Origin of the sequence: Zhouia amylolytica AD3 (assembly GCF_000511935.2) — a bacterium.
Lineage (GTDB): Bacteria > Bacteroidota > Bacteroidia > Flavobacteriales > Flavobacteriaceae > Zhouia > Zhouia amylolytica.
Genome location: NZ_AYXY01000026.1, coordinates 328,585 through 343,214 on the forward strand (window position 1 = coordinate 328,585; position 14,630 = coordinate 343,214).

The window sequence follows — 14,630 nt, forward strand, 5'->3', positions numbered from 1 at the left end:
GATTGAAAAGCAAAAAGTCATAAAAACTTAAGCAACTACAAAAGAACTCCTACAAATCACTACCTTTAGCCGTAGATATTTATTAACAACCCAAAATCAAATTACGATGAACTTAAAAACCAGCCTCTTTAGCCTTGTGGTATTATTTATCGGTGCGTTCGCATCGGCACAAGATTATAAAAAGGAAATTGAAACTGAATTCACAGCCTATCTCGATGCTATAGTTAACAGAGAGTTTGAAAAATCGATGGATTATATAGTGGACGATTTCTTTACCATCATTTCCAAAGAACAAATGGTAGAATTGATGGAGAAAACATTTAATAACCCTGAAATCGAATTCGAGATCAAAGATCAAGAAATTATCAAGATCAATGATGCCGAGGAAATAGAAAACAAATTCTATGCATTACTGTCGTATTCCAATAAAATGAATATGAAGTTTAATAGTAAGCCATCAGAAACTGCAGAAGAAATAGAGACAAAAAACAACCTGATAATGTCTTCTTTGGAAAGTAGCTTTGGTGCCGAAAATGTAAAGTATAATAAAGAGACTAAATTCTTTGAAATATATTCGGAAAAGAATGTGTATGCCATATCAGATAATGGTGCAACAGCATGGAAATTCTTAGTGGTAGAACAACGCCAAAAGCCAATACTGGAACAGCTCTTGCCGAAAGTATTGGTCGACAAAATATAATAATAAGAGAATATAACTGCAAAGTCATGTCGACTTCAATGGAGACATCTTAAACGATAAAGGAATAGAATAGATTCTCCCACTCCGGTCGGAATGATTGTTAGCTGCCAAATGTAATGTCGAGCGACAGGTCAGTCATTTAAAAACAGCAACGGTTCTATGTTTAAAACTTAACACAAGTTATTATCTTTAAGGCATGTCTAAAACCGGAAACGCAGTTAAAATATTCAATGAGTATGCATTGCAATACGAAGCAAAGTATATGAATGTAGATGCTTACAGTCCGTCATTGGATGTGTTCTGTAAGCTTCTGCCAAAAAGTGAAGCAACTGTATTAGAGTTGGCATGTGGCCCCGGTAATATCACTAAATACCTGTTACAAAAACAACCAACCCTGCAAATACTGGCCACAGACCTGTCCGAAAATATGCTGAATCTTGCAGCCAGGAACAATCCAAAAGCTAACACCCAAAAATTAGACTGTAAAGACATTAAAAAGCTTGAAAAAAGGTTTGATGCACTGGTGTGTGGATTTGGATTGCCGTATTTATCGAAAGAAGAAACGAAACGGTTAATAACAGATGCTGCTGAGGTTTTAAATAGTAAAGGCGTTTTATACTTGAGTACTATGGAGGGAAACTACGCGGATTCAGGATATGTAGGACCCTCATCAGATCCTGAAAAAAAAGAGTTGTATACCTTCTATCACGAGGCGCCTTATCTGTTAAAAACCTTGGAAAAAAGTGGATTTAATAATGTTATTGTCGATCGGATCCAGCATAGTGAAACTGAAACCGATCTGATCATTATAGCTCAAAAATAATAAATGAAGTATAAAATAGAACCTATCAATCCGTCGGCATATGAGGAAGTAACTGAAGTCTGGGAGGCTTCAGTTAGAGCAACGCATCATTTTTTAAAGGAAGAAGACATACGGTATTTTAAGCCATTAATTAGAAATGAATACCTAAAATTGGTAGAGCTCTGGTGTATTAGAAATGAACAAGATCGAATTCAAGGATTTTTAGGGGTTGCTGATGATAAACTGGAAATGCTTTTTATAACTCCCGAAGCACGCGGTAAAGGAATAGGAAAAGCCTTGTTAGACTTCGCTATAAATGAATTGAGAGTAACACAAGTAGACGTGAATGAGGATAATGAACAAGCAGTTGGTTTTTACATTCACTCGGGGTTTGAAACCTATAACAGATCAGAATTAGATGCAACAGGTAAACCATACCCAATACTTCATATGCAATTAAAATAAAGGCAATGAAAAAAACAGTTTTTCATATCAGTAAAATGGATTGTCCTTCTGAGGAAAACCTCATACGAATGAAATTAGACGGTTTTTCAGCAATTAAAAATCTTGATTTTAATATTTCGGAAAGAACACTGACTGTTTTTCATGAAGGACAATTGAATAGTATAGAAGAAGCTTTAGAAGCATTGAACCTGGGAGCCAAAAAAACAACTTCAGAGGAAACCAATCAAACTACCTTTCAAGAAGCATCACATCAGAAAAAACTGCTTTGGAGTGTGTTGGCTATTAACTTCGTTTTTTTTCTGATTGAAATCACTACCGGACTCATTTCTAAATCGATGGGGCTGGTAGCCGATAGTCTCGATATGCTTGCCGATTCATTTGTATATGGAATTAGTTTGTTTGCCGTAGGAGGTTCGATGATTCGAAAGAAGAGAATAGCAAAACTCGCAGGATATTTTCAAATAACATTGGCACTCATCGGTTTTATTGAGGTCCTTAGACGATTTTTTGGAGCAGAGCGTCTTCCTGACTTCTCCACCATGATTATTGTTTCCATTTTTGCACTTATCGCTAATGGAATTTGCCTGTATCTTTTGCAAAAATCTAAAAGCAAGGATGAGGCGCATATGAAGGCCAGTATGATTTTCACCTCCAATGATGTAATAATTAACTTGGGTGTTATCGTTGCCGGATTACTAGTAAACTGGCTGCATTCCAACAAGCCCGATCTTATTATTGGTAGTATCGTTTTTGTGTTAGTGATACAGGGAGCCATCCGAATACTGAGACTGGGAAAATAAAATACATCCTGGCCACCACATCAGAACGGATCCAAAGCAAAGCTTATCCACAAAGACGGTTTAGTAAGGAATGAATCTTATTTTTGGTTCGTTTTTGCATGAATAACTCACTTTTGGTCCAACAGAAGAGGTTGAAATAAATTCCATTTTAAATTCTAAAACGACAAATACCCCAAATGAATCTTAAAATTAAATAGAAAGTTTTTTCTTAATATTTCTTTTACTATTTTTGATAGAGATCGACACTCCCCCTACAATAAAAGTAATTTACCTCGTTCAACTGTTAAGGATGACCAAAGTGTCCGGAAACCTAATAACAATAGTGTTATTATGAATAAATTAATAACCACCCTTGGAAGTTCAGAAATTAGAGAAAGCGAAATTCTAATTCAGAACTATCCTTTCGAACCTTCAGTTGCCTACCCGGGCCGAATTTTTATAGCCTCTGAAATTGAAGCTGTCGTACTCGATTTTGGAAACCCAAAACTCCATGTTACAGGAGATATCGTCTTTGTTGCAGCTAAATATAAAAACGAATTAAAAGCCTTTGCTAAAAAGAATCAAATTTCAATCTTACCTTACAGTTGGAATTGGGACTGGGTATTAGAGCCGTTTTTAGATACTGAATTTTCCAAAGCAGATCAAAGGAAAACCATAGAACAATTGCTTAAAAATGGGTTAAGAGAAAATGAAATAATGGAACTTCGTAAAGAAGTTGGTAATCAGATGATAGCCTATAATTTTAACACATTACTTTGGGAGTGGGTGGGCCTTAGTTTATTTGATGTGCTTTCTGCAATGAAGGCTAAATATACCAAGGCAAAGTATAGGGATTTTTATCAAAGAGCTTTAGAAATAGAAAAAAGAAGCACAAATCATCCCGGCAGGACATAGCCCCGGAATCTTTGCTGAGTTGCAGTCGAAGTAAGGTTTGATTCATTCAAAACCCCTCAAAAAGAAAAAAATAGATGCAGAAGTTAAAACAAGGTATTTGAGGTTTAAGATATCTTGTATTTGCTTTTAGAAAAGGCATTTTATACTTCTGAAGCCTAAGATAACCAAAGAATAATTATTACGATCACAGAGTCATGTCGATTGCCGGGGAGACGTCTAAAAATAATAAAAGGCTTGAATACACTTTTTCAAGCGGGAATGATTGAAAAATTAGTACCACTCATTCGGATGGGCTAACAATAAACCTTGCATGGTGTAATATTGTACAAAACCACTATTCAAACCATGAGTTTACCCGCCGACACTTGTGCTACAGTCTTGGAAGAATATATATTCGAACAAATTTGTAAAGGGCTTGAACAAATAGCTATAAATGAAAAAGACAGTATATATGCATATTCGCTGTATTGCTACGACGCTTTTGCAGATCCTCTGAGAGCAAACCTTACCCTGGGGTACAACACAATAGAGCATTATCGATCCGAAATGGATGCGGCTTATAATGATAAAGAACCTGAAACCTTTTTTGATTTTATTAATACCCCACATGATGATATGGAGGCCAAATGGAATTATGCCTTTTGGCTGCAAAACGATATAGTTACAATAGGTACAGCAGATGATAAAAAGGGAAAGGAGCTCATCACAAATTGGATAAAAGAACAGGGATTCTATTATACCGAAGAAGAATCTTGGAAAAATTTTGAGGCCTGTATGGAAAAGGCAAGAGCTGTTACGAAGCAATTCCTAAAGATTCTCGTTAAAGTGGTTCAGCGATTGCACCAAAAATTTAATTTAAAAGTTCCAATCCTTATTCATCAGTTAGAATCTTTCGAGGGAATCACAGAATATAACATTGAAGCCAACGGTAAATCCCTGGTAAAAGAGTATTTAGATACCTATGGAGAATATGAGCAGGAATTATATGCCCATATGCTATACAGCTTTTTGGATATTATCGATGGAATTCAGGAAAGTATAGTCGATTCGATTTATGCCTACTCCCTTTTGATTAAACATGAGAATAATGATCCAAGGCGACCGACCTTAACTATTGGGTATAATACCAATTCCAATTATCTGAATCAGATAAAGAATACTCGAAATTGTCAAGAAGCAAAATGGAATCACACCTACTGGTTACACGATAATATTGGTGAAATAGGCAGTGTTAATGATGTTCGGGGAAGAGATTTGATCGAAAAATGGTCTAGATATGAAGCGTTGTTCTATACCTATGAAGAGTATAATCAGGGGAGTATGGAATGCCTTGAAAAGGGAAAAAAAATCACTGATAATTTTATTAAAACTGTAAAAAATGCCATCGAAGGGATGCTGAGTATCCATCAGTTGAATAATCCAATGATTATGTATACAGACCAAAACCAGGTAACGCTGATCAATGATTCTTTAGAAGCCGAGGGTGAACAAATGGTTTTGGAGTTTAGAGAATGGGTTTCAAAAAGGAATCAGTAATATTTGAAACATCAGGCTTATGTAAACTGGTTTCATTCGTTCGGATGGAACACTTTTTAACTTGGGTCCCCCTAATATTGTGTGTAAATCAAATCTTTAAAAAATAATTTAATCATGGAACAAATACCCACAAGTCCAAGCGAAGCTTCGCAATTAGCAGTAGCAAGTAAGCAACTTTCAGCGTATGGATATTATGTCTTATCAGACGGACTCTTTTATGCTATTGAGCCGTATTCAATCAAAATGGAATTTGGATTTAATAAGTTAGGAAGCCTTAAATATGCTCCCGCTTCCAGCCATTTTAAAATTGTTGTTTTCCGCCCGGATTGGTACTATGAACACACTTCATTTTTTGCTCAGGATCTCGATATAGTTAACCACGATTATACAAAACGTATTGAGCCTAAAATTGTACAGGTTGCAGAACATGTATACGAATTGGAATTTCCGGCCTTAAAGAAAGGACAGTTATTGGTGATACGAGATTATAATAATTTATATGGGATTGGTATTGGCAGTATCTCTGATGCTTTAATTGAGTTATTTAATACTACCAAAGCTCCACCACATGCTGTAATTGATAATCTTAAAAAAGCGTTGAAGTCCTTTCCTGATAATTTAGTCATACAGGCATTAAAAGGAGTATGGGAGTATAAGGTTTTAGAAGAAAAAACCGAAAAGGTTTGGAATGCGGTTCAGGAAAAACTTCAGAACTACAAGGGCCGGGAAGATCGTGCAGGGAAACTGGTATTGGCCGATGATGTGCTGCATGAAATTCAATACTATTTGTCACTGGCGGATAATACCCCACGTAAAGTTGAGGCTGAAGCCCTGATTGCAGAAATAGAATCTTATAAAAGCAACAAGCCTCAGGTCGAAAAGCAAGAGCTTCCTGATATATCACAGCTGGCAGAACATGTAGTGTGCTACTCAGGAGATACATTTACCTTAACGATGGTAGATGTAGGAGAAGAGGTGTTACTTCGATTTAAAGGAATTCCAAATGAATATGATAATGTGGTGATCCGTCATAAAAAGCAAATTCAAAATGAAGCCACAGGAGCATTTATCCTGCAAACAGACGAGATAAATGGTGAAAATTGGAATACCTTCTGTTATGAGAACGATGGTTGGGGCGGTTTATACACCTATGTTTATCCACCTCAGATAAATAATCAGGTGTATATACAAGAAGGAGGAATAACTGAAGATACCCCATTGAAACTATATAAAGATTATAGCAAACAATAAATGCTTGAATCCAATTAAGTTGTGAATTGGCAATAAAGAGGAGTGATCTGGACTTTTGTACATAATTGCTCCTTTTTCATATGCTTTAATGGTTAACAACTAAAGGTTAAGCCTTATGGATAGCAATGGAGACATCCAAAACATGATAATTCTTCAAAAAAAATAACAATTATATAGATTCCTCCGCTTCGGTCAGAATGATTTTTAAGAAGTCAATCATTTCAACCCAACTTTGTACCTTTACGTTTTAAACCGTAAAAATGAAAGTACTTCATATCGATAGCAATCACCCGCTACTTATAGAACAATTAAAAGCTTTAGGTTTTCGTAATGATGAAGATTATACATCTTCGAAAGAAGCTATTGAGGCTAAAATAAGCGAATATGGCGGGTTGGTCATTAGAAGTCGTTTCCCAATAGATAAACAATTCATAGACAAGGCAGTAAACCTTAAGTTTATCGGAAGAGTGGGTGCCGGACTCGAAAATATAGATTGCGATTATGCAGAAAGTAAAAACATTAAGCTAATTGCGGCCCCTGAAGGAAATCGAAATGCGGTTGGTGAACATGCCTTGGGGATGTTACTCTCCTTAATGAATCATTTTAAAAGAGCCGATAAAGAAGTGTCTAATGGTTTCTGGAAAAGAGAAGAAAACCGGGGGGTAGAACTCGATGGTAAAACCGTTGGTATCATTGGCTACGGAAATATGGGAAAGGCGTTTGCAAAAAAGCTACTCGGATTTGACGTTGAGGTGATCTGTTATGATATCCTGAATGGTGTCGGTGATGCCAATGCCAAACAAGTTTCATTAGCTGAATTCCACCAAAAGGTAGATGTGGTAAGTCTTCATACCCCGCAAACACCACAAACCCTGAGAATGATTAATAATGCATTTATCGATGCCTTTGCAAAGCCCTTTTGGTTCATCAATACCGCCCGCGGAAAGAGCGTAGTAACAGCCGATTTGGTTGCCGCACTGAAAACCGGTAAAATTATTGCCGCCGGACTTGACGTTTTGGAATATGAAAAAGCTTCTTTTGAAGATATGTTCGTTGGTAATACCATGCCTGAGCCTTTTCAATACCTGATACAGGCTGATAACGTTATTTTAACGCCTCATATAGCGGGTTGGACCCTGGAAAGTAAAGAAAAGCTTGCACAAACCATTGTAGATAAAATCAAAGCACATTTTTCTTAACTTTAAAGGAGTTAAAGAATAAACAGGTAATCAGACACTCCGTCGGGATAAACCGAAGAGAAACCCCATCGTTAGTATCTTGGTGATGAAAGAAGCTTCGAGTCATCTCGTCCATCGATGTATGGCGTAAACCTGTAATGAGGAATCGTGAATGGAAAGGCTTTGTTTTAGATTGAAATAGTATAAAAGCCTTGCCTTTTGAACCTTTGAAAATGGAATATTAGTTGTTTATCTATATTTATTATGCAATACAAAGCCACTACCATTCAGGAATATATAGAGCAGTTACCGGAAGACCGAAAAGGAGCCATTCAAAAACTTTTGGGAATAATTCGTAGTCATATCCCACAAGGTTTTGAAGAAACACTCAGCTATGGAATGATTGGTTTCGTGGTGCCTCATCGTTTGTATGCTCCCGGATATCATTGCGATCCCAAACTACCACTGCCATTTGTTAATCTCGCTTCTCAAAAAAACTATATTGCACTCTATCATAGTGGGATTTATGCTGACAAAAATTTATATGAATGGTTTGTAGTTGAGTATCCTAAGCATGCAACCACCAAGCTCGATATGGGTAAAAGCTGTATACGATTTAAAAAAATGAGCGATATACCCTTTGACTTGATTGGCGATTTAATGACCAAAATGACTCCACAGCAATGGATAGCACTTTATGAAAAAAATGTAAAACGATAACAAATGAAAAACAGGGTAACAGGTATCGGAGGTTTCTTTTTTAAAGCAGACGATCCGGATAATTTAAAGGACTGGTATAAAAAACGCTTAGGAATCCCAACAGATCAGTATGGTTGGTCTTTTAAATGGAGAAAGGATGATGATCCCGAACAAAGAGCTTTAACCCAGTGGAGTCCATTTGATGCATCCACCGCTTACTTTAAACCGAGTCAAAAGCAATTTATGTTTAACTTCAGAGTTGAGAATTTAGAAGAACTTCTGGAAGTGTTAAAAGAAGAAGGGGTTACGGTAATTGGCAGTATAGAGAAATATAGCTACGGGAAGTTTGGCTGGATCTTAGATCCGGAAGGTAATAAAATAGAGCTGTGGGAGCCCGTTGACGAAGAACTATTGTAACTTGTAAAAAAATTACTAATTTTAATTAACATATTACCCTTAATTCATTTCAAGAGGGACTAGTTATTATTCTAACATTTTAACGCCATATAGCGGTGTCAAAACATCTAAGATGGCGAAAACATTAATTATATACAATCATGAGTGAAGAGCACAAAGACTTCGGAGAAAAAGCAAAAGAATTTGCCCACGAAGCAAAAGAAGAAGCCAAAGAAACAGCCAAAGAATTTAAAGAAGGAGCCAAAGAAACATTAGGCGGACCTGAAAACAAAAAATTACTTGCCGGTATTTTAGCCATTGTCCTGGGAGGGTTTGGTGTTCATAAGTTCATTTTGGGATACAATAAAGAAGGAATTATCATGCTTGTTGTTACCTTAATTCTGGGGGCAATTACCTGTGGTGTTTTAGGTGGCGTTGTTTGGATTATCGGCCTGATAGAAGGAATCGTTTATTTGACCAAATCAGATGAAGATTTTTATCAAACGTATCAGGTAGGTAAAAAACCGTGGTTCTAATAAAAATCACTGAGTAAAGACTTTTAATATTAAAGAAAACTGCTTATCAATAGTTCTGTTCGCTTCAGGGTCTATGAGACCATAGACCTTTTATAATATGAAGGAGAACTGTTTGGTGAAGAAGGCGGAGTTGAAGAGGCGTATGTATATAGGCCTCTTTTTAAGAGGTTGTTTTCTGATCAGCATTAATAATCAACAATGGGTTTTACCAAAAGAGTTATTCATACCATAGAGCAAAATGAGTTGGCAAAAGTATTCAAAGCCTTAAGTCATCCTGCCAGGGTTGCTATTATGGAATTTATCAGCGAGAATCCGGGCTGTATTTGTGCCGAAATGGTGCAAGATATGGAACTCGCTCAATCTACCATTTCTCAACATTTAAACGAATTAAAAGCTGCAGACCTGCTTGAAGGAGAAGTAAAAGGAAAAAAAATGTGTTATACCATTAATTTTGATAAATGGTATGAAACCAAGCAAGCTATCAATGATTATTTTATGAGAACCTCCAAATAAAGGAGAGCGCTAAATAGTAACAAAAAGTATACTGAAGATTTGTTAGGTCAGATGACAATAATAAAACTTTATTCCGGGGAGGATCCGTTCATAAACTTACGTTCAAGCTCTTCCTGAAACTCTTCCATAACCGGTTTTACAGTGCTCTCTGGCAAATCGGCAATACGTATATACATCAAGCCATCTACCGAATTGTTAAATAACGGGTCAACATTAAAAGCTACTACTTTAGCATTTTGTTTAATGTATTTCTTAATTAATACAGGTAATCGGAGGTTGCCGGGTTCTACCTCATCAATAAAGCGATCAAATTTATTCAGATCGGCCTCAGTTTCATCAAAAACAAAGTCTTTGTCCGCATCTTTAAGCTTCACCTTAAACTCTTTCTTCGGACGAACATACTGTGCAACATAAGGATCCCAGTAATGCGACTTCATGAATTCGATCATTAGCGATTTGGAAAAGCTCGTAAATTGATCACTGATACTTACCCCGCCAATAAGATATTTGTGCTCAGGATGTCGTAAAGTAGTATGAACGATACCCTTCCATAATAAAAATAAGGGCATTGGTTTTTGTTGGTATTCCTTGATGATAAAAGCACGACCCATTTCAATCGATTCGCTCATCATTTTAAATAATTCAGGTTCAAATCGAAAAAGATCCTGTAAATAGAAACCGTCAATCCCATATTTTTCAAAAATTTGAGAACCCAATCCCATGCGATAAGCCCCCACGACCTCTTTGGCCTCATCATCCCAAAGAAACAAATGATGATAAAACGCGTCGAAATGATCCAGATCAATAGGTTGATTGGTGCCTTCACCAACTGCGCGGAAGGTAATTTCTCTTAACCTTCCCAGTTCCTGAAGGATATTCGGTATATCTTGAGCTGCCGCTAAAAAGATCTCATAATTTTTACTGGTAAAAAGTCTGCAATCTTTCTGTCGGATGCTTTCAATTTCTTCAATAATAATTTCCCGATCGATAGGAGTAATGATCGCCTTAGGTGACTTTGGTAGTTTTAAACTGGTTGGCACCATCTTTAATAGACTTTCCCGCTCATAAGAGTTTGAAAGCATATAGGTTTTTCGGCGTAGGAATTCTGTGAATTCACCCAGGTCTGAATGTTCTTTTTGAGCATCTACAGAAATAGGACGTCCAATTCGTACTTTGATAACCCGGTTCTTTTGGGTTAATAGTTCAGAGGGGAGTTTTGCAGTTCTGAAGGTGTCATTCATTTTAGACAGTCGATAAAACAAGCGACTGTTTTTCGCATGAAAATAAATAGGAACGACAGGCACTTCAGCCTTTTTAATAAGTTTCATTGCTGCCTCTTCCCATGGTTTATCTACTATAAGCTTACCATCCCGATAGGTCGAAACCTCTCCTGCCGGAAAAATCCCCAATGGTTTGCCTTCTTGAAGATGCTTCAGCGATTGCTTGAATCCGGCGATACTACTTTTAGCATCTTTGTGATCCTCAAAAGGATTCACCGGCATGATATAGGGTTTTAAAGGAGCTATGCGATGTAATAGAAAATTGGCAATTATTTTAAAATCGGTACGTTTCTCCAGCATTAATTTTAATAACAATATGCCATCAATACCTCCTAAAGGATGATTTGAAATGGTGATAAAAGCACCATCTTTCGGAAGGCGTTTAAAATCTTCTTCAGGAATTTCAAATCGAATCTGAAACTCATCCAGAATAGAGTTAAGAAAATCAAGATCACTCTTGTCTTTATTGTTAGAATAGATCTTATTAAGTGTAGATATTTTGAGGGCTTTCATCAGCAACCAACCTACGAAGGTTCCTAAAAAACCATACTTGTCGAATTTTATAACCTTCGAAACTTCTTTTGCCGTAACTAAGCCCATTAGTAAATCTGTTTAACAAACAAACTTACATAAAAAATCGTCATCTGAAATCAATTAATTTTAGATGACGATCCTTTAGGTTTTAAATCAGTGGTTTCTGTAAAATTATTTTACTACCAACTGAACCGTTTTTTGTGTTCGCTGCTCCAAAAGTACTTCGCGTCCGTTTTGTAGTGAAGCTATAGCGTCATCATTAAAATGTCTGATAGTATATAACGAGACGTCTTCATAATGAGTTACTTTAAATTTAGAACGCAAGGTTTGCAATAGCTGTTCTAACTTATTGAACTTATTATCCACACACACCGAAAAACTAATGGCAGAGTTCTGAATGAGGTCTACCTTCATTCTGGAGTCAGCTAATAATTTGAATATCTCACTAATATTATCCTCTACAATAAATGAGAAGTCAAGTGAAGATAACCTGATGAGCGTCTGATTTGTTTTTAAAATAAAACAAGGAGTTTCCGGCTCTATACCTTTTCCTTTGGTCACTGTGGTTCCCGCTTCTTTCGGATGTATAAAAGACTTAACGTGTAAAGGAATCTCTTTACGTTGTAAAGGCTGTAAGGTTTTCGGGTGTATTACCGAGGCTCCATAAAAGGCAAGCTCAATAGCCTCCCTGTAAGATATTTTGTTCAACAAAGCAGTCTTTTCAAAATACCTAGGATCCGCATTAAGAACACCTGGTACATCTTTCCAGATGGTAACCGAAGAAGCATTTAAACAATACGCAAGGATGGCAGCGGTGTAATCCGAACCTTCACGCCCTAGTGTGGTGGTGAAGTTATTTTCATCACTTCCTAAGAACCCTTGGGTAATATTTAGAGACTTTCGATTTACATTTTCGTTAATACTTTCCTGGGTAAGTTCCCATCTAACACCGGCATCTCTGTAGCTGCTATCCGTTTTAATAAGGGTGCGTACATCTACCCAGTTATTCTTGATGCCAATTTCATTCAAATATGCACTAACAATGGTCGTAGAGATTAATTCACCATATCCCACTACCTGATCGTATACAAAGCTATATTTGGGAGACTTGTTCCATGCCAGAAAACCTTTTACCTCCTCGAACAGCGTCTGAACCTTTTTGAATACCGGATGTTTTTCATTCTCGAAAAGATCAAACAAAATAGTATTGTGAAACTTAACGACTTCCTGAATAGATTCCTGAAGTTCCTGCTTGTTTTCAAAGTAATTCTTAACCACAACCTCCATGGCATTAGTGGTTTTTCCCATTGCAGAAATAACAACCATGGTATCGTCATAACCAACGGTTTTTAATACTTCTACGACATTTTTCACTCCATCGGCATCCTTTACCGATGCACCTCCAAACTTGAAAATTCTCATATTTAATGCTGTTCAATAAAGTTTTTAATCGCTTGTTCGTTCATTTGAACGGTATCCCAATCTCTCATCACATCGGCACCATTCTTTTCGTAAAATGTAATGGCAGGTTCATTCCAGTCCAGTACAGCCCATTCAATACGCTTAACACCTTTTTGATGTCCGTATTTAATCACTTCGGCAAAAAGAGCAGACCCTAACCCGGTTCCTCTCATTTTTTCGCTTACAATGAGATCTTCCAAATGAACGGTTTTTCCTTTCCATGTTGAATAGCGCTGGTAGACCAAAGCCATGCCAACAATTTTGCCGTTAACTTCCGCCACGAAACAATGAAATGCCGGATGGGCACCAAAACCATCTTCGATCAGATCTTCTACAGTCACCTCAACAGCATTGGGCTCCTTTTCAAAATCAGCCAATTCCTGTATCAGTTCCCGAACGGAACTCATGTCCTCTTTATGTGCTTGTCTTATTGTATAATCCATAACTGTTACAAAATTCACAAATAGTTAAATAATACACAAATTGATTTTAGCGAAAACGTTGTAGTTTCACAAAAATATCGATATTTGTTGTTCAAAACACAACTATATTAAACATGGCTAAACAAAACCAGACGCTCGGTGAATTTATCATCGAGAAACAAGCTGAATTTAAATATTCTTCTGGCGAACTTTCCAAATTAATTAATGCTATTCGACTGGCTGCTAAAGTAGTAAATCATGAAGTTAATAAGGCGGGATTGGTTGATATTTTAGGTACAGCAGGAGAAACCAATGTACAGGGAGAGCAACAACAAAAATTAGACGTCCTGGCAAATGATGCTTTTATCCGAACCTTAACCAACAGAGAGATCGTTTGTGGTATTGCATCAGAGGAAGAAGATACCTTTATCAGTATCAATAGTTCCGATAAAAACCACCAGAATAAATACGTGGTGTTGATCGATCCGCTCGACGGTTCCAGTAATATTGACGTAAATGTATCTGTCGGAACAATCTTTTCCATATACAGAAGGGTTACCCCTGTAGGAACCCCTGTTACAGAGGAGGATTTTTTACAACCCGGTAAGAACCAGGTGGCTGCAGGTTATGTGATCTACGGAACTTCTACCATGTTGGTGTATACAACAGGCCACGGGGTAAACGGATTTACATTGAACCCTGCAATCGGAACCTTTTACCTGTCACATCCCAACATGACCTACCCTGAAAATGGAAGGATATATTCCATCAATGAAGGGAATTATGTGCATTTTCCACAGGGAGTAAAAGATTATATTAAATATTGCCAGGCAGAGGAAGAAGACCGCCCTTACACCTCTAGGTATATAGGGTCTCTTGTTTCCGATTTTCATAGAAATATGATTAAAGGTGGGATTTTCATCTACCCTAAAAGCTCGAAAGCTACCGATGGAAAACTCAGGTTGCTTTACGAGTGTAATCCGATGGCCTTTCTGGCTGAACAAGCCAATGCAAAGGCTAGTGATGGATTTCGACGTATATTGGATATAGAGCCCACAGAACTTCATCAGCGTGTCCCATTTTTCTGCGGAAGTAAAAGAATGGTAGAAAAGGCAGAAGCATTTATGCAACGCTAAAAAGTGATAGAATAAAAAAAGCGGCTT

Annotated in this window: 16 protein-coding genes; 13 read left to right on the forward strand and 3 right to left on the reverse strand. The window is 37.0% G+C overall.

Annotated features, from left to right (window positions below; genetic code table 11):
- Positions 1–106 precede the first annotated feature (106 nt).
- The 12 genes from P278_RS15010 (at position 107) to P278_RS15065 (ending at position 9,770) form a co-directional block, all read left to right on the forward strand.
- On the forward strand, positions 107–700 hold the full coding sequence (locus P278_RS15010) for a hypothetical protein (protein WP_038268620.1): 594 nt from the start codon (positions 107–109) through the stop codon (positions 698–700).
- 196 nt (positions 701–896) lie between these two features.
- Positions 897–1,523, forward strand: coding sequence for a class I SAM-dependent DNA methyltransferase (locus P278_RS15015; protein ID WP_038268622.1), 627 nt, complete (start codon positions 897–899; stop codon positions 1,521–1,523).
- A gap of 3 nt (positions 1,524–1,526) precedes the next feature.
- Positions 1,527–1,967 (forward strand): GNAT family N-acetyltransferase, encoded by a 441-nt coding sequence (locus P278_RS15020; RefSeq protein ID WP_051413608.1) that lies wholly within the window; start codon positions 1,527–1,529, stop codon positions 1,965–1,967.
- A gap of 5 nt (positions 1,968–1,972) precedes the next feature.
- Positions 1,973–2,767: a cation transporter gene (locus P278_RS15025; protein ID WP_038268623.1), complete on the forward strand. Its 795-nt coding sequence runs from the start codon at positions 1,973–1,975 to the stop codon at positions 2,765–2,767.
- Positions 2,768–3,097: 330 nt separating this feature from the next.
- A complete protein-coding gene (locus tag P278_RS15030; RefSeq protein ID WP_038268624.1) occupies positions 3,098–3,661 on the forward strand; it encodes a hypothetical protein in 564 nt (187 codons plus the stop codon).
- 345 nt (positions 3,662–4,006) lie between these two features.
- Entirely contained in the window at positions 4,007–5,197 is a 1,191-nt protein-coding gene (locus tag P278_RS15035; protein WP_038268626.1) for a hypothetical protein, read from the forward strand.
- Positions 5,198–5,311: 114 nt separating this feature from the next.
- Complete coding sequence (locus tag P278_RS15040) at positions 5,312–6,448, forward strand: hypothetical protein (protein ID WP_038268628.1); 1,137 nt, start codon at positions 5,312–5,314, stop codon at positions 6,446–6,448.
- Between the two features lie 260 nt (positions 6,449–6,708).
- On the forward strand, positions 6,709–7,647 hold the full coding sequence (locus tag P278_RS15045) for a 2-hydroxyacid dehydrogenase (protein ID WP_038268629.1): 939 nt from the start codon (positions 6,709–6,711) through the stop codon (positions 7,645–7,647).
- 243 nt (positions 7,648–7,890) lie between these two features.
- Positions 7,891–8,346, forward strand: a complete 456-nt coding sequence (locus tag P278_RS15050; protein WP_038268630.1) for a DUF1801 domain-containing protein — start codon at positions 7,891–7,893, stop codon at positions 8,344–8,346.
- A 3-nt stretch (positions 8,347–8,349) separates the two neighbouring features.
- Positions 8,350–8,742: a VOC family protein gene (locus P278_RS15055; protein ID WP_038268632.1), complete on the forward strand. Its 393-nt coding sequence runs from the start codon at positions 8,350–8,352 to the stop codon at positions 8,740–8,742.
- A 140-nt stretch (positions 8,743–8,882) separates the two neighbouring features.
- Positions 8,883–9,257 (forward strand): TM2 domain-containing protein, encoded by a 375-nt coding sequence (locus P278_RS15060; protein WP_038268634.1) that lies wholly within the window; start codon positions 8,883–8,885, stop codon positions 9,255–9,257.
- A gap of 198 nt (positions 9,258–9,455) precedes the next feature.
- Positions 9,456–9,770 (forward strand): ArsR/SmtB family transcription factor, encoded by a 315-nt coding sequence (locus P278_RS15065; protein WP_038268635.1) that lies wholly within the window; start codon positions 9,456–9,458, stop codon positions 9,768–9,770.
- A 68-nt stretch (positions 9,771–9,838) separates the two neighbouring features.
- On the opposite strand, the gene P278_RS15070 is transcribed toward P278_RS15065, so the two are convergent.
- From P278_RS15070 to P278_RS15080, 3 genes are all read right to left on the reverse strand, one after another.
- A complete protein-coding gene (locus P278_RS15070; protein ID WP_038268636.1) occupies positions 9,839–11,650 on the reverse strand; it encodes a GNAT family N-acyltransferase in 1,812 nt (603 codons plus the stop codon).
- Between the two features lie 105 nt (positions 11,651–11,755).
- On the reverse strand, positions 11,756–13,006 hold the full coding sequence (locus P278_RS15075; protein WP_038268638.1) for an aspartate kinase: 1,251 nt from the start codon (positions 13,004–13,006) through the stop codon (positions 11,756–11,758).
- A gap of 2 nt (positions 13,007–13,008) precedes the next feature.
- Positions 13,009–13,488, reverse strand: a complete 480-nt coding sequence (locus P278_RS15080) for a GNAT family N-acetyltransferase (RefSeq protein ID WP_038268640.1) — start codon at positions 13,486–13,488, stop codon at positions 13,009–13,011.
- A 113-nt stretch (positions 13,489–13,601) separates the two neighbouring features.
- Between P278_RS15080 and fbp the strand changes: the two genes are divergently transcribed.
- On the forward strand, positions 13,602–14,603 hold the full coding sequence (gene fbp, locus P278_RS15085; RefSeq protein WP_038268641.1) for a class 1 fructose-bisphosphatase: 1,002 nt from the start codon (positions 13,602–13,604) through the stop codon (positions 14,601–14,603).
- The last annotated feature ends 27 nt before the right edge of the window (positions 14,604–14,630 follow it).